The following is a 21,555-nucleotide window of genomic DNA, read 5'->3' on the forward strand; positions in this document are numbered from 1 at the left end:
GAGCGTTACACTACCCAGACCTTTTTCGCCCGGGATTCGGTAGTTAGTAAAAGTGTTAGCCGAGACTAATTTGGACCTCTACACCGGCCGCCAGATCGAGCTTCATCAGCGCGTCGACGGTTTTCTCGGTCGGCTCAACGATGTCCAGCAAACGCTTGTGTGTACGGATCTCGTACTGATCGCGCGCGTCTTTGTTGACGTGCGGGGAAATCAACACGGTGTACTTCTCTTTGCGAGTCGGCAGCGGAATGGGACCGCGGACCTGCGCACCGGTGCGCTTGGCCGTCTCGACGATCTCCTGGGTAGACGAGTCGATCAGCTTGTGATCGAACGCCTTCAGGCGAATTCGGATACGTTGACCCTGCATGGAATCAAACTCCAACTCAAAACCAAAGAACGTCCTTTTACGCAGCCCCGTGGGCGGGCGAAAAGGAGCGCGAATTCTACGGGCAGGCCGCCGCACTGTCAACTGGAGGGCCGGCACAAATTTACCCGCGCGCAAACTACAATGAAGTATCGGCAGCGGATCGAGGGTACCGACATGACTATTGCCGCAAGATTGAGTCAATATCTCAATGACCAATCAGTCGATTATCGTCTGATTCAGCATCCCCATAGCCATACCAGCCGTGAGAGCGCCCATGCCGCCCAGGTGCGGGAGGACCGGGTGGCCAAGGCAGTCCTGCTCAGGGACGATGAGGGTTATGTGATGGCGGTAATACCCGCCAGCAGCAGCCTGGATATGCGCGCAGTCCACGACGAAACCGGGCGCAATGGCCTGCAGATGGTAGCGGAGAGCGAGCTGGGGCCGCTATTCCCGGATTGTGAGCTGGGCGCCCTGCCTCCTCTGGGCCAGGCCTACGGTATCACCACACTGCTGGATAGCGGCCTGAGCCGCTGCGAGACCATCTATTTCGAGGCCGGCGACCACGAGGAGCTGGTGGCGATGGATGGACCGCAATTCACGCAGTTGTTCATGGGCAGCCACATCGCCGACCTAAGCAAAGACTGGCCCTAGCAGGGGAAGGGAGTGACAGCCGGGCGGCCCGCCCCCGGGCCCCGGCGCCCAATTGGAGACCCTGACCAAAGTGAAACGCCGAGGCCGCCCGAGCGACGCTATGCGCTCCCCTTCGCTACAGGAACTGATTTATCCCGGCCCCAGTGATAGAGTTCCGACACGGAGTCAGTCATCGATACTGGCTGATGAAGGAGGCTGTCCAGCCGCACTGGCATCTCCCTCTGTGCGGCCGTACCCTTAGAGCAACCAATAATAACAACCGGGTGAACCACAATTGGAACGACCCCGCTTGACACACAGTTTCGCCAATGCCCAGCACCCCTCCAGCTATCGATCAATACCAGAAATGGCTAGGTATCAGCGCCCGGCTTTCCGGAGACTCCCAGGGAGCGGAAGACCTGCTGCAGCAAGGCCTGCTGGCCGCACTGGAGGCACGGCGAAAGCCCTTTCAGGAACCCCGGGACGCCGCCTGGTTTTATGGGGTACTGCGCAATCTTGCCGCCCAGACAATCCGGCAGACCAGGCGCCGCCAGGCCCGGGAGTCCAGCTACGCCCGGGAAAACCGCGAACCGGGACGAAAAACGATCCTGGGCGGCAGCAGCATCCCGCCCCTGCCCCCGGCGCAGCGACTGGTCCTGCTGCTGGCTTTGAACGGTCTCAACAAAAGTGAGATTTGCCAGGTTCTCGGCATTGCCGATGCCACTTTGCGCCAACGCCTCAGCGCTATGCGCAAAAAACTCGCCTCGCAGGAGGCTCGCAGGAAGATCGACCCCGCGAGCCTGGCTGCGGCCTACGCCGCGCGAATGGACAGCGCAAACCCTCCCGGAGCCGGCCAACGCCGCGCCGCCCTGGCACAGGGGCCCGCCCGCCTGGTGGACTTTCGCTTTGGCATCACAGACCCGGACTGCAACCTGCTTGCAATCAGCCGCTCACCGGAGAAATAGCGTTATCCGGTTCGCGCGCCGCGCCGCTCCATATTGGCCAACCACTCTGACGGCAGAGCAGATTAGCGGAAAAATAAACTGAGCGATCGGCTCACAAAACACCCAGGCGCGGCAATAAGTAAGTGTCCGCAAAGCGGATATACACTCGAAACCAAGCATTGACCGGAGATTGTTATGTTGCAAAATTCACATATAGGCGCTGTGGTATTTTTTGTCAGCGACCTGGATAGTACGCGGCAGTTTTATGAAGGCACCCTGGGGCTTGAGACCAGCTGGATAGCCGCTGCAGAGGGGGAAGAAGACGACAGCCATCTGCTAGCCCATATCGGCGACTCTGTACTGGTCTTCTTTAAAGGGGAGGAGAAGCCGGCAAGGACACCTATCATTGTTTTTTCAACCGGCGACAACGACATACACCGTATGGTTGAACAGCTGGTCGCCTGCAACGTGGAAATTATTGCCCCAGTGCAACATGCTCCGGATGGCGGCTTGACTGCGGATTTTGCCGATCCGGACGGACACATATTGAGCCTCTACCAACCACCCACCGAAGTATCCCAAAAGCTGTGACGCAATAAGACAAACCTCAATCCGGGCGTTAGGGCGCCCGAATTGCGGTAGAAAACTAACCTCTCGAAAAAGTTTGGCCTCCGAACATTGAGTGGTAAGATTAATGCTATAAGAAATCAATGGATCGCCCGACCCTAGCAATCGAACTCAGCAATACCGAAAACGGGAAGCAAGTCTCTAATGAAGGTTGGCGGTGGCTACCGGAAAACGTATGGTCATCAAGACCGGGCAGGCAGGAAGAAGAATTACAAAAAGAACACCTAAGAGTATTATTCTTTAATTAGCACTCATGTCCCGTCGACCCGTACGAACAAGTTTAACAAGTTACAAGGGATTTGCTCTCTTATGCTCAAGCGAACAAGTAGTTTTATACCTCCACATCCAGATACTCGACTAACACCTCAACCAGTGCCAACCATGCCGAAAATTCTCATAATTAGTTATTTAAGCAATATAACCAATTTTAAATGCATCAAGTAACAATCTAAAGGACGTTTAATGAAACCATCAAAAAAATATTTATTTTTAATAATCTTGCTAGTTAACAGCGTGGCGTTATCAAATTGCGGCTTTGTAAGATCCCAACATTACAGCAGTAGTGCCGTTCAATATTTGTACCCGAATGAGGATGAGCGCATTGAAAGCCCAGGCATTCCGCAGTTAACCCTGCCATTGAAAGTGGGAGTTGCTTTTGTTCCTGAGGGAACCAGAGGGAAGCAAACCCTTACCGAAAAAGATAAAATAGACCTAATGCATGAAGTCAGCAAGAATTTCAAAAAATTTACATTTGTAAAATCAATAGAATTAATTCCTTCAGCTTACTTAAAAAAAGAAGGTGGCTTTACGAATTTAGACCAAATTCGAACTATCTATGACATAGATGTCGTGGCCCTGCTTTCGTATGACCAAACTCAATTCACCGACGAAGGCATAGCTTCAATAACTTATTGGACACTAGTGGGAGCCTACGTCATACCTGGTGAAAAAAATGATACTAATACAATGGTGGATGCATCGGTTTACGATATCCAAAGCCGTAAAATGTTATTTCGTGCTCCGGGCATCAGTCATATAAAAAGCAAGGCCACTCCAGTCAACCTTTCAGAGCAATTGAGAGCTGACAGAATAGACGGCTTCAAAGAGGCAAGTAAAGATCTTGTTACAAATCTGGAGATTCAACTGGAGTTATTTAAAGAAAAAGTGAAAGAGCTACCAGAAGATTTTCAAATAGCGCACAGCCCTGGATATACAGGCGGCGGAAGCCTTGATGCCGCAACTGTAATCTTCTTAGCACTTATTAGCGCATATTTCTTCTACTCCAGAAGAACCAAGAAAACATAGTAATGGGGCAACTGATATTTTTAGCCTTAGTTACTCTGACAAGCTTGCTAGCAAGCTTGTCATCTAATTTTTCCTCCGCTCTCGTTTTCGATCGCAATGCTATTTTCGATGGTGAAATTTGGCGTATTATAACCGGCCATCTTGTCCACTTTTCCACCACACACCTGACTTTTAATCTATTCGCCTTCTTGGTTTTAGGCTATGTGATGGAGAATAAAAAATACCCAAACCCTTATATATTCTACTTTAGTCTACCCATGATTATTAGCATCTGTTTACTAATCTTTAAGCCCCACATGAATTACTATGGGGGCTTGTCTGGAATCGCTTATGGCATTCTATACTATTGCGCATTAATGGGTATCAAAGAGGCACGTCCCTGGCAGACCATATGTCTCTTCGCAGTCTTTTTTGTTCCCATTAAAATAGCTGTAGAGATATACATCAATGCATCCCCTCTCCCTTCGGGCAGTGGTAAATTATTTATCCCGATGCAAACCAGTCATATTTCAGGATGTTTAGTTGCTATAATTTTTTATCTTATTGGGAATAGAAATAAATCAAGTACTACTAAAGCGTATAAGGATATGTAAAGAAATTCGAAATATTGCAGCAGGAATTTTATCTCTACCGGTGCGCCCTTTTAGATTTTCTGAAGTTGGCACAGCTCTTATTCGAAGCCTATTGTTTGACCTTCAGAGCATTTTAGTGGGTGCTATAGGATTTTTTGTTCGAATGCTTATCTGTTGAGCTGACTACGGACTCTCAAGCCCTCACACTTCGTGATACCTCATCGGCGGTGCTGCAAGTTGATATAAATCAATATTTGTTAAGAAGTGGATCTAACACAGAAAAGAAAAAGACCGCAATGTTTCCACTGCGGTCTTCCTTTAGACTAGATCAGTCGAGACTACAATTACTCGATGATCTTGGCAACAACACCTGCGCCAACAGTACGGCCACCTTCGCGGATCGCGAAGCGCAGCCCGTCTTCCATGGCGATGGGGGCGATCAGCGTGACCTTCATCTGGACATTGTCACCCGGCATCACCATCTCGGTGCCTTCCGGCAGCTCCACCGCACCGGTCACGTCGGTGGTACGGAAGTAGAACTGCGGGCGGTAGCCCTTGAAGAACGGAGTGTGACGACCACCTTCGTCCTTGGAGAGGATGTACACTTCCGCTTCGAACTTGGTGTGCGGAGTGATGGAACCCGGCTTGGCCAGTACCTGACCACGCTCCACCTCGTCGCGCTTGGTGCCGCGCAGCAGGGCGCCGATGTTCTCACCCGCACGACCTTCGTCCAGCAGCTTGCGGAACATCTCCACACCGGTACAGGTGGTGGTGGTGGTTTCCTTGATACCGACGATCTCAACTTCGTCGCCAGTGTTGATCACACCGCGCTCTACACGGCCGGTCACTACGGTACCGCGGCCGGAGATGGAGAATACGTCTTCGATGGGCATCAGGAACGGCTGGTCTACGGCGCGCTCCGGCTCAGGGATGTACTCGTCCAGGGTTTCCACCAGCTTCTTGACGGCAGTGGTACCCATTTCGTTATCGTCTTTGCCTTCCAGTGCCATCAGCGCGGAACCGATGATGATCGGAGTGTCGTCACCGGGGAACTCGTACTGGTCGAGCAGTTCGCGCACTTCCATTTCCACCAGCTCGAGCAGCTCTTCGTCATCGACCATGTCCGCCTTGTTCAGGAACACAACGATGTAAGGTACACCTACCTGACGGGACAGGAGGATGTGTTCGCGGGTCTGCGGCATGGGGCCGTCGGCAGCGGAACATACCAGGATAGCGCCGTCCATCTGCGCGGCACCGGTGATCATATTCTTGACGTAGTCGGCGTGTCCGGGGCAGTCCACGTGGGCATAGTGGCGGACCGGGGACTCGTACTCCACGTGGGAGGTGGCGATGGTGATACCGCGCTCGCGCTCTTCCGGGGCATTGTCGATGCCGTCGAAGGCAACGGCGTCACCGCCCCAGACTTCCGAACATACGCGGGTCAGGGCAGCGGTGAGGGTTGTCTTGCCGTGGTCTACGTGACCGATGGTGCCCACGTTCACGTGGGGCTTGGAACGTTCAAACTTTTCTTTTGCCATTTTAAATGTCCTCTAAGCTAGATGTTTGCCAAAGAAACCCCGGCGCTTCACCGGGGCCCTTTTGAACAGAAGTGAATCAGGCCTTGTTCTTTGCGATGATCTCATCGGCAACGTTTCTCGGCGCCTCGGCGTACTTCAGGAACTCCATGGTGTAGGTGGCGCGGCCCTGGGTGGCGGAGCGCAGGTCGGTTGCGTAACCGAACATCTCCGCCAGGGGAACTTCCGCGTTAACCACCTTACCGGCGGGGTTGTCATCCATGCCCTGAATCAGGCCGCGGCGGCGGTTGAGGTCGCCGACCACGTCGCCCATGTTCTCTTCCGGAGTCACCACTTCCACCTTCATGACCGGCTCCAGCAGCACAGCGCCGCCCACGGAGGACAGTTTCTTGGTGGCCATGGAACCGGCGATTTTAAACGCCATCTCACTGGAGTCCACATCGTGGTAGGAACCGTCGTACAGGCTCGCCTTCAGGCCCAGCAGCGGGTAGCCGGCCAGGACACCGTTTTGCATCTGCTCTTCGATACCTTTCTGTACCGCCGGAATATATTCCTTGGGTACCACACCACCCACGATTTCATTGACGAATTCCAGACCTTCCTGGGACGCGTCCTCGGCGGGCTCAAACTTGACCCAGACGTGACCATACTGGCCGCGTCCGCCGGACTGACGCACAAACTTGCCTTCGATTTCGCTGGTGTTACGGATCGCTTCGCGATAGGCCACCTGAGGCTTGCCGATATTCGCCTCGACATTGAACTCGCGACGCATACGGTCGACGATAATGTCCAGGTGCAGCTCACCCATACCGGAGATAATGGTCTGGCCGGTCTCCTCGTCGGTCTTGACGCGGAAAGACGGGTCTTCCTGGGCCAGCTTGCCCAGGGCGATACCCATTTTTTCCTGGTCCGCCTTGGACTTGGGCTCGACCGCCACAGAGATCACCGGCTCGGGGAACTCCATGCGCTCCAGAACAATCTTGTTGCTCTCGGAACACAGGGTGTCACCGGTGGTGACGTCTTTCAGGCCGATGGCAGCAGCGATGTCACCCGCCAGTACTTCCTTGATCTCTTTACGGTCGTTGGAGTGCATCTGCACCATACGGCCAACACGTTCTTTCTTCATCTTCACGGAGTTGTAAACCGCTGTACCGCTCTCCAGCTTACCGGAGTAGACACGGAAGAAAGTCAGGGTACCGACGAAGGGGTCGGTGGCGATTTTGAAGGCCAGGGCAGCAAAGGGGGCATCGTCGTCCGCTTCGCGGCTCTCAACGGTTTCACCGTCTTCCAGGGTGCCTTCGATCGCTTTAACTTCAGTCGGTGCCGGCAGGTATTCGATCACCGCGTCCAGTACCGCCTGCACACCCTTGTTCTTGAACGCAGAGCCGCCCAGAACCGGCACGATTTCATTGGCCAGGGTACGCTGGCGGATGGCTGCCTTGATCTCTTCCTCGGTCAGCTCGCCCTCTTCCAGGTACTTTTCCATCAGCTCATCACTGGCTTCCGCTGCCGCTTCCACCAGGAATTCGCGCATTTCCTCACACTCACCCAGCAGGTCTGCGGGAATATCCTCGTAGGTGAAGGTCATGCCCTGGTCGGATTCGTTCCAGATAATAGCCTTCATCTTGACCAGGTCGACTACGCCCTTGAATTCATCCTCGGCGCCGATGGTCATCTGCAGCGGCACCGCATTTGCGTTCAGGCGGTCTTTCAGCTGGCTGACGACGTTGCGGAAGTTGGCCCCGGCGCGGTCCATCTTATTGACGAACACCATACGGGGAACTTCGTACTTGTTGGCCTGGCGCCAGACAGTTTCGGTCTGGGGCTGAACACCGGAGGAGCCACACAGTACAACGACGGCGCCATCCAGCACACGCAGGGAACGTTCCACCTCGATGGTGAAGTCCACGTGCCCCGGGGTGTCGATAATATTGACGCGGTGCTGGTCGAACTGCTGCTGCATGCCGGCCCAGAAACAGGTGGTCGCAGCGGAGGTGATGGTGATTCCACGCTCCTGCTCCTGCTCCATCCAGTCCATGGTGGCGGCACCTTCGTGCACTTCACCAATTTTGTGGGACAGACCCGTGTAAAAAAGAACGCGTTCTGTAGTGGTGGTTTTACCAGCGTCTACGTGGGCGCAGATACCAATGTTGCGGTAGCGTGCGATAGGCGTTTTACGTGCCACAGTTGTATCCTCGATATAACGGCAAAAGGCAGCTGGGAAATTTCCCTGCTGCCTTTCGGTATTAATTGCCGATGTAGGTCATCATCAGACTTAGAAGCGGTAGTGAGAGAACGCCTTGTTGGCTTCCGCCATACGGTGGACGTCTTCACGCTTCTTGACCGCGCCGCCCTTGTTCTGGGAGGCATCGATCATTTCGTTGGCCAGGCGCTGGGCCATGGATTTTTCACCGCGCTTGCGGGAAAACTCCACCAGCCAGCGCATCGCCAGGGCCATACGGCGCGAGGGACGCACTTCAACAGGCACCTGGTAGGTGGCGCCACCCACACGGCGGGACTTTACTTCCACCATAGGGGCGATGTTTTCCAAGGACTCTTCGAAAATTTCGATGGGGTCTTTGTTCAGTTTTTCTGAAACCATGTCCAAAGCACCGTATACGATGCTTTCTGCCACCGACTTCTTGCCGCTGATCATGACATGGTTCATGAACTTGGCCAGGGTGACGTTCCCGAATTTGGGATCGGGCAGTACTTCGCGCTTGGCGACTACTCGTCTTCTCGGCATGGGTGTTGCCTCTCTTCAGGGTTACTCTGAGACGCCGCCGTAAAACCTTACAATCCGGCGAGCTCAGCCTTACTCCGGTTGGAAACCGAAACGCAAATCGTTATGGGGATTAGCCCTTGGGACGCTTGGCACCGTACTTGGAACGGCCCTGCTTGCGGTCGTTTACGCCGGCGCAGTCCAGCGCACCGCGTACCGTGTGGTAGCGCACACCCGGCAGGTCTTTAACACGACCGCCGCGAATCAGTACCACACTGTGTTCCTGCAAGTTGTGGCCCTCACCGCCGATGTACGAAGTGACTTCGTATCCATTGGTGAGGCGCACACGGCAAACCTTGCGCAGTGCGGAGTTCGGCTTCTTCGGTGTAGTGGTGTACACGCGGGTGCAGACTCCGCGGCGCTGCGGGCTGGCCTGCAGTGCGGGAACGTCGCTTTTTTCGACTTTGCGTTTTCTCGGCTTACGAACCAACTGGTTGATCGTTGCCATTAAAAATCACTCCAAAAATAAAAGGCCCCCACCCAATCAACAGCGAGTGAGGGCTTATCGTCAGTACGCGACCACCGTCCAGGCGGACACGCCCCATTAGCGGGGGCCGCATTCTATCGGCGCCCGCCCGCCGAGTCAATCCGCAACCGCAGCAGTTGCGGATTGACCATTTAGCCCCCGGACGATTTGAGGGCTTCGGTCAGCGCCGCTTCCACCTCTGCTGCAGACGGACCTTCCGCCTGGCCCAGAGGTAGTTGCAGGCTGCGCTTGCGCTTGCGCTCGCTGTGGTAGGCCAGACCGGTACCCGCCGGAATCAGGCGGCCCACAACGACGTTTTCTTTCAGACCGCGCAGACTGTCCCCTTTGCCGGTCACGGCTGCCTCGGTGAGGACGCGGGTGGTCTCCTGGAAGGATGCCGCGGACAGGAAGGACTCGGTGGCCAGGGATGCCTTGGTGATACCCAGCAACAGGCGCTCGAACTGGGCCGGCTGCTTGCCCTCGGCCCGCAGTTGCTCGTTCTCCTCGATCACACGCTGGTATTCCACCTGCTCGCCCTTGATGAACTCTGAATCGCCCATCTCGGTGATTTCCACCTTGCGCAGCATCTGACGCACGATCACTTCAATGTGCTTGTCGTTGATGCCCACACCCTGGAGACGATAGACCTCCTGGATCTCGTTGGTGATGTAGCGCGCCAGCTCCTCGACGCCTTTCAGGCGCAGGATATCGTGGGAGCTGGGCGGACCGTCGGAGATGACCTCGCCCCTTTCTACGGTTTCACCCTCGAACACGGTCAGCTGGCGGTGCTTGGGAATCAGGACCTCGTAGTGATCCTTGCCGTTGGCCAGTGGCTTGCCATCCCGGGGCGTGATCTGCAGGCGCACCTTGCCTTTGGTCTCTTTACCGAAGGAAACGGTACCGGAGATTTCCGCCAGGATGGACGGCTCTTTCGGCTTGCGCGCCTCGAACAGGTCGGCCACCCGCGGCAGACCACCGGTGATGTCCTTGGTACCGCCGGATTCCTGCGGTATACGGGCGATAACATCACCCACATTCACCTTGTCCCCATCCTTCAGGCTGAGGATGGCCCGCGGCGGCAGTGCGTAGTGGGCCGGGGCATTGCTGCTGGCCAGGGTCAGTTCCTCGCCACTTTCATCCACCAGGGTCACCGCCGGGCGCAGGTCTTTACCCGCCGCCGGGCGCTCGGCCGGATCGATAATCTCGATAGAGGAGAGACCGGTGATCTCGTCGGTCTGCTTGCGCACGGAGAGCCCTTCCTCCATGCCTGAAAGCCGCACCCAACCGGCAACCTCGGTGATGATGGGGTGGGTATGCGGGTCCCACTTGGCCACTATCTGGCCCCCATCCACTTCGGCGCCCTCGGCAACGGTAATCTGTGCACCATAGGGCAGCTTGTAGCGCTCCCGCTCACGGCCGGCACTGTCGGCGACCGCCAGCTCACCGGAGCGGGATACCGCTACCAGATTGCCCGCTTCAGTTTTCACGGTCTTCACATTGTGCAGGCGCACGGTACCGCCCTGCTTGACCTGGACGCTGTCCGCAGCGGAAGCGCGGCTCGCCGCACCACCGATATGGAAGGTCCGCATGGTCAGCTGGGTGCCCGGCTCACCGATGGACTGGGCGGCGACAACACCCACAGACTCACCGGAGTTGGCGCGGTGGCCGCGGGCCAGATCGCGGCCGTAACACTGGGAGCAGATACCGTGCCCGGTCTCACAGGTGATTGGCGAGCGCACCAGCACCTCGTCGATACCCATGGCTTCGATGCGTTGCACCCACTTCTCGTCGATCATGGTGCCGGCGGGAACGGCAATCTCGTCGCTGCCGGGCCTGATCACGTCCCGGGCCACAACCCGGCCCAGGATACGGTCGCCGAGGGACTCGATCACGTCGCCACCCTCGATCACCGGCGCCATGGTGAGGCCGTCGTCGGTGCCGCAGTCCACTTCGGTGATCACCACGTCCTGGGCCACGTCCACCAGGCGGCGGGTCAGGTAACCGGAGTTGGCGGTTTTCAGTGCGGTATCCGCCAGACCCTTACGGGCGCCGTGGGTGGAGATGAAGTACTGCTGTACGGTCAAACCCTCGCGGAAGTTGGCGGTAATGGCACTCTCCATAATGGAGCCGTCCGGACGGGCCATCAGACCGCGCATACCGGCGAGCTGACGAATCTGCGCCTCGGAGCCCCGCGCGCCGGAGTCCGCATACATATAGACGGAGTTGAAGGAATCCTGCTGGGTCTCCCTGCCCTCCCGGTCGATGACCGGCTCCTTCTTGATGCCGGCCATCATCGCCTGGGTCACCTTGTCATTGGTTCGGGACCAGACGTCGATAACCTTGTTGTATTTTTCACCGGCGGTGACCAGACCGGAAGCGAACTGACTCTCGATCTCCTTGACCTCCTCTTCCGCCGCCGCGATCAGATCCGCCTTGGCTGCCGGGATCTCGAAGTCGTTCACACCGATGGAGGAACCGGACTTGGTGGAGAAGTCAAAACCGGTATACATCAACTGGTCGGCAAAAATAACCGTCGCCTTGAGCCCCACCTTGCGGTAGCACTCGTTCAATACACGGGAAATGGCCTTTTTCTTCATGGGCTGGTTGACCAGCTCGAAGGGCAGGCCTTGCGGCACTATGTTCCACAGCAGGGCGCGACCGACGGTGGTATCGTAAACGGTGCGCTTTTCCTCTTTTTCACCATCCTCACCGACGACCACTTCGTCGATACGCACCTTGATTTTCGCCTGCAGTCCCACCTGCTTGGCGTAAAAGGCGCGGCTGACCTCCTTGATATCAGAGAAGAACATCCCCTCGCCCTTGTCGTTGACCCGGTCGCGGGTCATCCAGTAGAGGCCCAGTACCACGTCCTGGGACGGCACTATGATGGGCTCGCCGTTGGCAGGCGACAGGATATTGTTTGTGGACATCATCAGCGCGCGGGATTCCAGCTGCGCCTCGATGGTCAGGGGTACGTGTACCGCCATCTGGTCGCCGTCGAAGTCGGCGTTATAGGCCGCACACACCAGCGGGTGCAGCTGGATCGCCTTGCCTTCGATCAATACCGGCTCGAACGCCTGGATACCCAGACGGTGCAGGGTCGGCGCACGGTTGAGCAGTACCGGGTGCTCGCGGATCACCTCGTCGAGAATGTCCCACACCACCGCCTCTTCGCGCTCAACCATTTTCTTGGCCGCCTTGATGGTGGTGGCCAGGCCGCGGGCTTCCAGCTTGCCGAAAATAAACGGCTTGAACAGCTCCAGCGCCATTTTCTTGGGCAGGCCACACTGGTGCAGCCGCAGGGTCGGCCCCACCACGATCACGGAGCGGCCGGAGTAGTCCACGCGCTTGCCCAGCAGGTTCTGGCGGAAGCGGCCCTGCTTGCCCTTGATCATGTCCGCGAGGGATTTCAGCGGGCGCTTGTTGGAGCCGGTAATGGCGCGGCCGCGGCGGCCGTTGTCCAGCAGCGCGTCCACGGATTCCTGCAGCATGCGCTTTTCGTTGCGCACAATGATGTCCGGCGCGTTAAGTTCCAGCAGCCGCTTCAGGCGGTTGTTGCGGTTGATCACGCGGCGGTAGAGGTCGTTCAGGTCGGAGGTCGCAAAGCGGCCGCCATCCAGGGGTACCAAGGGGCGCAGGTCCGGCGGCAGCACCGGCAGGGCCTGCATGATCATCCACTCGGGGTTGTTGCCGGACTTGTAGAAGGCCTCCAGCAACTTCAGGCGCTTGGACAGCTTCTTGATCTTGGTCTCGGAGTTGGTGGCTGGAATCTCTTCCCGCAGACGCTGGATTTCCGACGGCAGGTCAATGTCGTGCATCAGCTCCTGGATCGCCTCGGCGCCCATCTTGGCCTCGAACTCATCGGCGAACTCCTCCATCGCCTCGAAGTACTGTTCGTCGTTGAGCAGCTGGCCGCGCTCCAGGGTGGTCATGCCGGGATCGGTGACCACATAGGATTCGAAGTAGAGTACCCGCTCTATATCCCGCAGGGTCATATCCAGCAGCAGGCCGATACGGGACGGCAGGGATTTCAGGAACCAGATGTGGGCCACCGGGCTGGCCAGTTCGATGTGGCCCATACGCTCGCGGCGCACCTTGGCCTTGGTCACCTCAACGCCACATTTCTCACAGATAATGCCGCGGTGCTTCATGCGCTTGTACTTGCCGCACAGGCACTCGTAATCCTTCACCGGGCCAAAGATCTTGGCGCAAAACAGCCCCTCACGCTCCGGCTTGAAGGTGCGGTAGTTGATGGTCTCCGGCTTTTTCACTTCGCCGTAGGACCAGGAGCGGATCATGTCGGGAGACGCCAGACCGATGCGAATAGCGTCAAATTCTTCCAGCTGGTCCCGATCCTTCACCAGGTTTAACAAATCTTTCAAAGCCTTTCTCCACTAGGGGGTAGTCATCCCGGCTGGGCCGGGCGGGCCGGGCGGGCTGTCGCCGCGCCGCCGGCCGCAATCTACTGAATCCGACAAGGGACCCTTGTTACTCGTTCTCAAGCTCGAAGTTCATACCGAGCGAACGGATCTCCTTGACCAGTACATTGAAGGACTCGGGCATGCCCGGCTCCATGCGGTGGTCGCCGTCGACAATGTTCTTGTACATCTTGGTGCGTCCCTCCACATCGTCGGACTTGACCGTAAGCATCTCCTGCAGAGTGTAGGCGGCGCCGTAGGCTTCCAGCGCCCAGACCTCCATCTCCCCGAAACGCTGGCCACCGAACTGCGCCTTGCCCCCCAGCGGCTGCTGGGTAACCAGGCTGTAGGAACCGGTGGAACGCGCGTGCATCTTGTCGTCCACCAAGTGGTTCAGCTTCAGCATGTACATGTAGCCCACAGTCACCGGGCGCTCAAACGCATCGCCGGTGCGACCGTCGTGCAGGGTGATCTGGCCGGACTCCGGCAGATCCGCGAGGCGCAGCAGCTGCTTGATCTCACTCTCGTCGGCGCCGTCGAACACCGGTGTCGCCATGGGCACCCCTCTGCGCAGGTTCTGCGCCATGGCCATGACTTCCTCATCGGAGAGTGCGTTCAGCTCTTCCTTGCGCCCGCCGCTGGAGTTGTAGACCTCCTCCAGGAAACCGCGCACCTTGGACACTTCCCGCTGCTCCTTGACCATCTGATCGACCTTGGCACCCAGTCCCTTGGCGGCCATGCCCAGGTGCATTTCCAACACCTGACCCACGTTCATCCGCGAGGGAACGCCCAGGGGGTTCAGGACTATATCCACCGGCTCGCCGTTCTCGTCGTAGGGCATATCCTCGACCGGCTTGATCACGGAAATAACGCCCTTGTTGCCGTGGCGACCGGCCATCTTGTCACCGGGCTGAATGCGGCGTTTGATCGCCAGGTAGACCTTGACGATTTTCAGTACACCGGGCGCCAGGTCGTCGCCGGACTCCAGTTTTTTCTTCTTGTCTTCGAAGGCTTCGTCGAGCAGCTTGCGGCGCTCCGTGAGCTGCGCTTCGGCCTTTTCCAACTGCTCGTTGAGACTGTCTTCCGCCATGCGCAACTTGAACCAGTCGTCGCGCTCCAGGCCGGCCAGGATTTCCGCCGTCAGCAGGTCGCCCTTCTTGACGCCCTTGCCTCCGGCGACCTTCTGGCCTTCCAGGGCCGCCTGCAGACGCTCAAAGGTGGCGCCCTCGACGATGCGGTATTCCTCGTTCAGGTCCTTGCGCACCTCGTCCAGCTGCGCCTTTTCGATGTCGATGGAGCGCTGGTCTTTCTGTAGGCCGTCGCGGGTAAATACCTGCACGTCGATCACGGTACCGCGGGTGCCACTCGGCGCACGCAGGGAGGAGTCCTTCACATCGGAGGCCTTCTCACCAAAGATGGCGCGCAGCAGCTTCTCTTCCGGGGTCAGCTGGGCTTCCCCTTTTGGAGTGACCTTGCCCACCAATATGTCACCGGCGCCCACTTCCGCACCGATATAGACGATGCCGGATTCATCGAGCTTGTTCAGTGCAGACTCGCCCACATTGGGGATATCCGCAGTAATTTCCTCACTGCCCAGCTTGGTGTCCCGGGCAATACAGGTCAGCTCCTGGATGTGGATGGTGGTGAAGCGGTCTTCCTGTACCACCCGCTCGCTGATGAGGATGGAATCCTCGAAGTTGTAGCCATTCCAGGGCATAAATGCGATGCGCATATTCTGCCCCAGGGCCAGCTCACCCAGATCCACGGACGGGCCGTCGGCGAGAATATCACCGCGGGCCACTACATCGCCGGTATTGACGATGGGGCGCTGGTTGATACAGGTATTCTGGTTGGAGCGGATATATTTGGTCAGGTTGTAGATATCCACGCCCGCCTCACCGGCCTCCACCTCGGCGTCGTGCACACGTACCACCACGCGACTGGAATCCACGCGCTCGATCACACCGCCGCGCCTGGCCACCACGCACACGCCGGAGTCGCCCGCTACAGTGCGCTCCATACCGGTGCCCACCAGCGGCTTTTCGGCGCGCAGGGTCGGCACCGCCTGACGCTGCATGTTGGAGCCCATCAGTGCCCGGTTGGCGTCGTCGTGCTCCAGGAAGGGGATCATGGCCGCAGCCACGGAGACCACCTGGCGGGCAGAAACATCCATATACTGGATTTCCCCCGGCGCCTTCAGGGTAAATTCGTTCTGGTGGCGCACACTCACCAGGTCGTCGGTGAAGCGGCCGTTACCGTCTACCGCGGCGGACGCCTGGGCGATTACATAGTTGGCCTCGTTGATCGCCGACAGATACTCGATCTCATCGGTGACCTGGCCATCGACCACCTTCCGGTAGGGGCTTTCGAGAAAACCGTAGTGATTGGCACGTGCATAGGTGGCGAGCGAGTTGATCAGGCCGATATTGGGGCCTTCCGGCGTTTCAATCGGACACACCCGGCCATAGTGGGTGGAGTGCACGTCCCGCACCTCAAAACCGGCGCGCTCGCGGGTCAGTCCGCCCGGGCCCAAAGCGGAAACACGGCGCTTGTGGGTCACTTCCGACAGCGGGTTGTTCTGGTCCATAAACTGGGACAGCTGCGAGGAGCCGAAGAACTCCTTCACTGCGGCCGCAACCGGCTTGGCGTTGATCAGGTCCTGCGGCATCAGTCCTTCGGACTCGGCCATGGACAGACGCTCCTTGACCGCCCGCTCCACCCGCACCAGGCCTACGCGAAACTGGTTTTCCGCCATTTCGCCCACGGAGCGCACCCGGCGGTTACCCAGGTGGTCGATATCATCCACCATGCCCTGGCCGTTGCGGATATCGATCAGCGTCTTGAGGACTTCGACAATATCCTCTTTGCTCAGGGTGCCGGGACCGGTTTCGTCTTCGCGGCCGAGGCGGCGGTTGAATTTCATCCGGCCAACGGCGGACAGGTCGTAGCGCTCATCGGCGAAGAACAGATTCTCGAACAGGGACTCCGCGGACTCCTTGGTGGGCGGCTCGCCCGGGCGCATCATACGGTAGATTTCCACCAGGGCTTCCAGCTGGGTGCGGGAAGGGTCTGCGCGCAAAGTGTCGGAGATAAAAGGACCGCGGTCCAGGTCGTTGGTGTACAGGGTCTCGAAGTGCTTGACGTTCAGTGAACGCAGCTTGGCGATGACCTCTTCGGTGATCTCCGCGTTACAGTCGACTGCGATTTCACCGGTGGACTCGTCGATGATGTCGTGGGCCAGAGTCCGGCCGAGCAGGTATTCCAACGGCGCTTCCAGTTTTTCCACACCGGCTTTTTCCAGCTGGCGAATATGGCGCGGGGTGATGCGGCGACCCTCTTCGACGATGACCTTGCCCTTGTTGTCCTTGATATCGAAGGAGGCGACGTCGCCGCGCAGGCGGGAGGGAATCAGCTCCAGGCTGACGGACTCCTCGCGCAATTCGAACCTGCTGGTTTCGAAGAACATCTCCAGCATTTCCTGGGAGCTGTAGCCCAGGGCGCGCAGCAGGATGGTCGCCGGCAGTTTGCGGCGGCGGTCGATACGCACGAATACCAGATCTTTCGGGTCAAACTCGAAATCCAGCCAGGAGCCGCGGTAGGGGATAACGCGCGCGGCGTACAGCAGCTTGCCGGAGGAGTGGGTCTTGCCCTTGTCGTGATCGAAGAATACACCCGGGGAGCGATGCAGCTGTGACACGATCACACGCTCGGTACCATTGATCACAAAGGTGCCGTTGTCGGTCATGAGCGGAATCTCGCCCATGTACACTTCCTGCTCCTTGATGTCCTTGATAGCCTTGTTGGCGGACTCCTTGTCATAAATGATCAGGCGCACGCGCACCCTCAGGGGACAGGCGTAGGTCACGCCGCGCAGGGTACATTCCTTGACATCGAAGGCGGGCTTGCCCAGGGTGTAGCTCACATATTCGAGAGCCGCATTACCGGAGTAGCTCACAATCGGAAATACAGACTTAAACGCCGCCTGCAGGCCCACGTCCCGGCGGTCGTCGGGGCGCGCATCCGCCTGCGTAAAGTTGCGATATGAATCCAGCTGTATCGCAAGCAGGAAGGGCACATCCATGACCTTTGGCAGCTTGCCAAAATCCTTGCGGATACGTTTTTTCTCAGTGTACGAATAAGCCATTCATATTCCCCAGCTTGATCAGTGACAAGACTTCGTGGGACCCCAGTCGGGAGCCCCTCCGGGCGAGAAGCCTCTGATCAGCGCAAACGTTTCCCTGCGCTGGTCGGAACCCTCTCCTGCAGCCGCGCTGGTGAGCCCGGCCCGCGTTGAATGTGTCTAAGTACCGGCGCAATACCCGGCGAGGGAGCGACACAAACCCCTGTCCCGCAAACGGCAAAAAGGCCGGCGGACAAAAATCCACCAGCCTCGCCGCTGACCGCCGGCCCTGCCGGCGACAGCGGAGCCTTTCGGCAACCGAATTACTTCAGCTCTACGGTTGCGCCGGCCTCTTCCAGGTCCTTCTTGGCCGCTTCGGCCTCGTCCTTGCTCACGCCTTCCTTCAGCGGGCTCGGAGCGCCGTCGACCAGCGCCTTGGCCTCTTTCAGGCCCAGGCCGGTGAGACCGCGTACGGCCTTGATCACGTTGACCTTCTTGTCGCCGGCGGAAGTCAGGATCACGTCGAACTCGTCCTTCTCTTCAGCGGCGGCTTCACCACCAGCCGGGCCAGCTACAACAGCTGCGGCAGCGGTTACACCGAACTTCTCTTCCATAGCTTCGATCAGCTCGACAACGTCCTTAACGGACATTTCGGCAACTGCGTTGATGATATCTTCTTTAGTCAGAGACATAATTCATTACCTGAATTGGTTTGAGCAGTAGCTGCTCGTATTTCGTTTCGAAACTGCAATTCGCCAGCGCGAATCTGTTACGCAGCTTCCTGCTCTTTTTGCTCGCGAATGGCCGCGATAGTGCGGACCAGCTTGCCAGCAGACGCTTCTTTGAGCACGCTCATCAGCTTGGCGATCGCCTCGTCGTATGTCGGCAGGCTTGCCAACAGTGCGACGTCGGTGACCGCGCCTTCAAAGGCGGCACCTTTCAGTTCCAGCTTGTCATTGCCCTTGGCGAACTGACTCAGGATGCGCGCACCGGCACCTGGATGTTCGTTGGAGAATGCAATGATGCTGGGACCCACGAATTTGTCAGTCAGACATTCGTAATCGGTACCGGCCAGAGCGCGACGCGCCAGAGTGTTGCGGACGACCTTCAACCAAACGCCGTTCTCGCGTGCCTCTTTGCGCAGGGCGGTCATGTCATTCACGGTAACGCCGCGGGAATCCGCAACCACCGCTGACAGAGCGCCTTCAGCAGCCTGCTGGACTTCCGCGACAATCACTTTCTTGTCTTCGAGTCCAATAGCCATAGTGTCACTCCTGGATTTGAAAAAAACCGGGCTCAGCCCGATCGTTCCGGTGCATAAAGCTCAAATCCAGCATAAATACTGGTTTGGGCGACACCGTCTGCGTAGGCTCGGACCCCTGCTTGGCCAGCCTGGCCGGAGTCCGCATTAAGCCAGATACGTTAAACCTCAACGCATCGGGCACCTACGGTCTTTGACGGCCCGCTTTCCTGCCGAGGCATTCCAGCGAACCCCAAAGTTCGGTAGCACTGAGGGCGAGCCCGAGGGGTCGCCCTACAGCGGATTAAATATTCAGGGAGGACTGATCGATAGTCAGCCCGGGGCCCATGGTGGTGCTCAGGGTGATCTTTTTCAGGAACACGCCTTTCGCGGAAGCCGGCTTGGCCTTCTTCAGGTCCGCCACCAGGGCCTCCAGGTTTTCCTTCAACGCGGCCGCGTCAAAGTTCACCTTGCCGATACCACCGTGGATGATGCCGCCTTTGTCGGCACGGAAACGCACTTGGCCCGCCTTGGCGTTTTTAACCGCAGTGGCCACGTCCGGGGTGACAGTTCCGGTTTTCGGGTTCGGCATCAGGCCGCGCGGGCCGAGAATCTGACCCAGCTGGCCCACTACGCGCATCGCATCGGGAGAGGCAATCACTACGTCGAAGTCCATTTTGCCCGCTTTTACGTCAGCGGCCAGTTCGTCCATACCGATCAGGTCCGCGCCCGCTTCCTTGGCGGCGTCGGCGTTGGCACCCTGGGTGAAAACTGCAACGCGCACATCTTTACCGGTACCGTGGGGCAGAGTGGTCGCACCGCGAACAGCCTGGTCGGATTTGCGCGGGTCTATGCCCAGGTTAACCGAGGCGTCCACAGTCTCTGCGAACTTCACCTTGGACAATTCCTTCAACAGGGCCACGGCCTCTTCAAAGCCGTAGGTCCTGCCAGCTTCGACTTTTTCAGCGATAGCGCGCTGACGCTTGCTCAATTTAGCCACTTAGAGACCCTCCACTTCGATACCGGCACTGCGCGCGGAACCGGCGATAGTGCGTACGGCGGCGTCCATATCGGATGCAGTCAGATCGGCCTTCTTCATTTCTACGATCTCTTCCAACTGCGCGCGGGTCACCTTACCGACCTTGTCGGTATTCGGTCGACCAGAACCGCTCTTGATCTTAGCGGCCTTGCGCAGCAGTACCGCAGCGGGCGGAGACTTCATGATAAAGGTGAAGGAGCGATCACTGTATACGGAGATCACAACCGGCACCGGCAGACCCGGTTCCAGGCTCTGGGTCTGGGCGTTGAAGGCCTTACAGAACTCCATAATGTTCACACCGTGCTGACCCAGTGCGGGGCCGACGGGCGGACTCGGATTGGCCTGGCCGGCCTTCACTTGTAGCTTGATATAAGCTTCGACTTTCTTAGCCATTACAGCTTCCTCTTGATTTGGGTGGTAGCGCCTGCGCTGTACGGCAGCAAAACCGCAACGCCCGGCTCCCCAGGGTTCCCCGGCGGCCCGCCGCAATGACGGCAGTTTCCAGGGACGCGAAAGCCCCCTACCACCCTATGGGTGGAAGGGGGCTGAAAATCTCGCTGGGCTCAGGCTTTTTCTACCTGGCCAAACTCCAGCTCTACCGGGGTGGAGCGTCCAAAGATCAGCACTGCGACACGCAGGCGGCTCTTCTCGTAGTTGACCTCTTCCACCACACCGTTGAAATCATTGAAAGGCCCGTCGATGACCCGCACCATTTCACCGGGCTCAAACAGAGTCTTGGGTTTGGGCTTGTCGACGGAATCGTCGATCCGGTTGAGAATCGCCTGAGCCTCGCGATCGGTAATCGGTGCCGGCTTGTCCGCCTTGCCACCGATAAAGCCCAGCACCCGCGGCGTCTCTTTCACCAGGTGCCAGGTGTCGTCATTCAGTTCCATTTCCACCAGGACATAGCCGGGGAAAAACTTGCGCTCACTCTTGCGCTTCTGGCCTGCGCGCATCTCCACCACTTCCTCGGTGGGCACCAGCACTTCACCGAACAGGTGCCCCATTTCCTGTAGCTCGATACGCTCCTTCAGAGAAGACGCAACACGTTTCTCGTAGCCGGAGTAAGCCTGAACCACATACCAATGCTTAGACATGTATCAACCTTTAGCCGATAACCTTGGAGGCCGCCCAGCCCAGAGCTGAATCCAGCGCCCATAAAATCAGCGCCATAATCAACACGACGACCATCACAATCAAGGTAGTCTGAGTTGCCTCCTGGCGCGTCGGCCAGACGACTCGACGCACTTCGGCCTGCGCTTCCCGCAACAGGGTCCAGAGCGCATTGCCCTTCGCTGTATTGAAGGCAACGGCCAGTGCCACGACAATGAGCGCGACCATTGCCAGCACGCGGTACAACAGCGGGAATTCAGCATAGTAGGAATTGCCCGCGACCGCAGCGCCCACCAGCAGCGCAACCAGCAGCCACTTCAGACCGTCCAGTCGAAAGGTTTTCGCTTCTACTTTAGCATTCATAAACGAAGCCCTTAGCGCTAACACACACAAGCCA

At 57.8% G+C, this 21,555-nt stretch carries 18 protein-coding genes; 5 read left to right on the forward strand and 13 right to left on the reverse strand.

Features of this window, described 5'->3' with window-relative positions; translation table 11 throughout:
* Positions 1-55: 55 nt before the first annotated feature.
* The gene (gene rpsJ / locus AB1S50_RS04880; RefSeq protein ID WP_367149346.1) at positions 56-367 is read right to left on the reverse strand and encodes a 30S ribosomal protein S10; all 312 of its coding nucleotides are present in this window, start codon (positions 365-367) and stop codon (positions 56-58) included.
* A 141-nt stretch (positions 368-508) separates the two neighbouring features.
* Between rpsJ and AB1S50_RS04885 the strand changes: the two genes are divergently transcribed.
* The 5 genes from AB1S50_RS04885 (at position 509) to rrtA (ending at position 4,466) form a co-directional block, all read left to right on the forward strand.
* On the forward strand, positions 509-1,018 hold the full coding sequence (locus tag AB1S50_RS04885; RefSeq protein WP_367149347.1) for an aminoacyl-tRNA deacylase: 510 nt from the start codon (positions 509-511) through the stop codon (positions 1,016-1,018).
* Positions 1,019-1,326: 308 nt separating this feature from the next.
* Positions 1,327-1,962 (forward strand): sigma factor, encoded by a 636-nt coding sequence (locus AB1S50_RS04890; protein ID WP_367149348.1) that lies wholly within the window; start codon positions 1,327-1,329, stop codon positions 1,960-1,962.
* 174 nt (positions 1,963-2,136) lie between these two features.
* Positions 2,137-2,532, forward strand: a complete 396-nt coding sequence (locus tag AB1S50_RS04895) for a VOC family protein (protein ID WP_367149350.1) — start codon at positions 2,137-2,139, stop codon at positions 2,530-2,532.
* 498 nt (positions 2,533-3,030) lie between these two features.
* A complete protein-coding gene (gene rhlP, locus AB1S50_RS04900; RefSeq protein ID WP_367149352.1) occupies positions 3,031-3,873 on the forward strand; it encodes a rhombotarget lipoprotein in 843 nt (280 codons plus the stop codon).
* A gap of 2 nt (positions 3,874-3,875) precedes the next feature.
* Positions 3,876-4,466 (forward strand): rhombosortase, encoded by a 591-nt coding sequence (gene rrtA / locus AB1S50_RS04905; protein ID WP_367149353.1) that lies wholly within the window; start codon positions 3,876-3,878, stop codon positions 4,464-4,466.
* A 323-nt stretch (positions 4,467-4,789) separates the two neighbouring features.
* On the opposite strand, the gene tuf is transcribed toward rrtA, so the two are convergent.
* From tuf to secE, 12 genes are all read right to left on the reverse strand, one after another.
* Positions 4,790-5,983: an elongation factor Tu gene (gene tuf / locus AB1S50_RS04910; protein ID WP_367149354.1), complete on the reverse strand. Its 1,194-nt coding sequence runs from the start codon at positions 5,981-5,983 to the stop codon at positions 4,790-4,792.
* Between the two features lie 76 nt (positions 5,984-6,059).
* The gene (fusA, locus tag AB1S50_RS04915) at positions 6,060-8,165 is read right to left on the reverse strand and encodes an elongation factor G (protein ID WP_367149355.1); all 2,106 of its coding nucleotides are present in this window, start codon (positions 8,163-8,165) and stop codon (positions 6,060-6,062) included.
* Between the two features lie 90 nt (positions 8,166-8,255).
* Positions 8,256-8,726, reverse strand: a complete 471-nt coding sequence (gene rpsG / locus AB1S50_RS04920) for a 30S ribosomal protein S7 (RefSeq protein ID WP_367149356.1) — start codon at positions 8,724-8,726, stop codon at positions 8,256-8,258.
* A 109-nt stretch (positions 8,727-8,835) separates the two neighbouring features.
* Positions 8,836-9,210 (reverse strand): 30S ribosomal protein S12, encoded by a 375-nt coding sequence (gene rpsL / locus AB1S50_RS04925; RefSeq protein ID WP_067150990.1) that lies wholly within the window; start codon positions 9,208-9,210, stop codon positions 8,836-8,838.
* A 170-nt stretch (positions 9,211-9,380) separates the two neighbouring features.
* Positions 9,381-13,610 (reverse strand): DNA-directed RNA polymerase subunit beta', encoded by a 4,230-nt coding sequence (gene rpoC / locus AB1S50_RS04930; protein WP_367149357.1) that lies wholly within the window; start codon positions 13,608-13,610, stop codon positions 9,381-9,383.
* A gap of 106 nt (positions 13,611-13,716) precedes the next feature.
* Positions 13,717-17,790, reverse strand: a complete 4,074-nt coding sequence (rpoB, locus tag AB1S50_RS04935; protein WP_367149358.1) for a DNA-directed RNA polymerase subunit beta — start codon at positions 17,788-17,790, stop codon at positions 13,717-13,719.
* A gap of 299 nt (positions 17,791-18,089) precedes the next feature.
* Positions 18,090-18,458 (reverse strand): 50S ribosomal protein L7/L12, encoded by a 369-nt coding sequence (gene rplL / locus AB1S50_RS04940; protein WP_367149359.1) that lies wholly within the window; start codon positions 18,456-18,458, stop codon positions 18,090-18,092.
* A 77-nt stretch (positions 18,459-18,535) separates the two neighbouring features.
* A complete protein-coding gene (gene rplJ / locus AB1S50_RS04945) occupies positions 18,536-19,030 on the reverse strand; it encodes a 50S ribosomal protein L10 (RefSeq protein WP_367149360.1) in 495 nt (164 codons plus the stop codon).
* A gap of 280 nt (positions 19,031-19,310) precedes the next feature.
* A complete protein-coding gene (gene rplA / locus AB1S50_RS04950; RefSeq protein WP_367149361.1) occupies positions 19,311-20,006 on the reverse strand; it encodes a 50S ribosomal protein L1 in 696 nt (231 codons plus the stop codon).
* On the reverse strand, positions 20,007-20,438 hold the full coding sequence (gene rplK / locus AB1S50_RS04955) for a 50S ribosomal protein L11 (RefSeq protein ID WP_020411126.1): 432 nt from the start codon (positions 20,436-20,438) through the stop codon (positions 20,007-20,009).
* Between the two features lie 170 nt (positions 20,439-20,608).
* Complete coding sequence (nusG, locus tag AB1S50_RS04960; protein WP_367149362.1) at positions 20,609-21,142, reverse strand: transcription termination/antitermination protein NusG; 534 nt, start codon at positions 21,140-21,142, stop codon at positions 20,609-20,611.
* Between the two features lie 10 nt (positions 21,143-21,152).
* A complete protein-coding gene (gene secE / locus AB1S50_RS04965) occupies positions 21,153-21,521 on the reverse strand; it encodes a preprotein translocase subunit SecE (protein ID WP_367149363.1) in 369 nt (122 codons plus the stop codon).
* Positions 21,522-21,555 lie beyond the last annotated feature (34 nt).

It is taken from the genome of Microbulbifer discodermiae (assembly GCF_040742695.1).
Lineage (GTDB): Bacteria > Pseudomonadota > Gammaproteobacteria > Pseudomonadales > Cellvibrionaceae > Microbulbifer.

What these genes read in the sequence shown, in the direction of transcription:
- nusG (WP_367149362.1), bottom strand. Translation starts at nt 21,142, where the DNA reads ATGTCTAAGCATTGGTATGTGGTTCAGGCTTACTCCGGCTACGAGAAA.
- rplL (WP_367149359.1), bottom strand. Translation starts at nt 18,458, where the DNA reads ATGTCTCTGACTAAAGAAGATATCATCAACGCAGTTGCCGAAATGTCC.
- secE (WP_367149363.1), bottom strand. Translation starts at nt 21,521, where the DNA reads ATGAATGCTAAAGTAGAAGCGAAAACCTTTCGACTGGACGGTCTGAAG.
- rplJ (WP_367149360.1), bottom strand. Translation starts at nt 19,030, where the DNA reads ATGGCTATTGGACTCGAAGACAAGAAAGTGATTGTCGCGGAAGTCCAG.
- tuf (WP_367149354.1), bottom strand. Translation starts at nt 5,983, where the DNA reads ATGGCAAAAGAAAAGTTTGAACGTTCCAAGCCCCACGTGAACGTGGGC.
- rhlP (WP_367149352.1), top strand. Translation starts at nt 3,031, where the DNA reads ATGAAACCATCAAAAAAATATTTATTTTTAATAATCTTGCTAGTTAAC.
- AB1S50_RS04885 (WP_367149347.1), top strand. Translation starts at nt 509, where the DNA reads ATGAAGTATCGGCAGCGGATCGAGGGTACCGACATGACTATTGCCGCA.
- rplK (WP_020411126.1), bottom strand. Translation starts at nt 20,438, where the DNA reads ATGGCTAAGAAAGTCGAAGCTTATATCAAGCTACAAGTGAAGGCCGGC.
- AB1S50_RS04895 (WP_367149350.1), top strand. Translation starts at nt 2,137, where the DNA reads ATGTTGCAAAATTCACATATAGGCGCTGTGGTATTTTTTGTCAGCGAC.
- rpoB (WP_367149358.1), bottom strand. Translation starts at nt 17,790, where the DNA reads ATGGCTTATTCGTACACTGAGAAAAAACGTATCCGCAAGGATTTTGGC.
- rpsL (WP_067150990.1), bottom strand. Translation starts at nt 9,210, where the DNA reads ATGGCAACGATCAACCAGTTGGTTCGTAAGCCGAGAAAACGCAAAGTC.
- rrtA (WP_367149353.1), top strand. Translation starts at nt 3,876, where the DNA reads ATGGGGCAACTGATATTTTTAGCCTTAGTTACTCTGACAAGCTTGCTA.
- rpsJ (WP_367149346.1), bottom strand. Translation starts at nt 367, where the DNA reads ATGCAGGGTCAACGTATCCGAATTCGCCTGAAGGCGTTCGATCACAAG.
- AB1S50_RS04890 (WP_367149348.1), top strand. Translation starts at nt 1,327, where the DNA reads ATGCCCAGCACCCCTCCAGCTATCGATCAATACCAGAAATGGCTAGGT.
- rpsG (WP_367149356.1), bottom strand. Translation starts at nt 8,726, where the DNA reads ATGCCGAGAAGACGAGTAGTCGCCAAGCGCGAAGTACTGCCCGATCCC.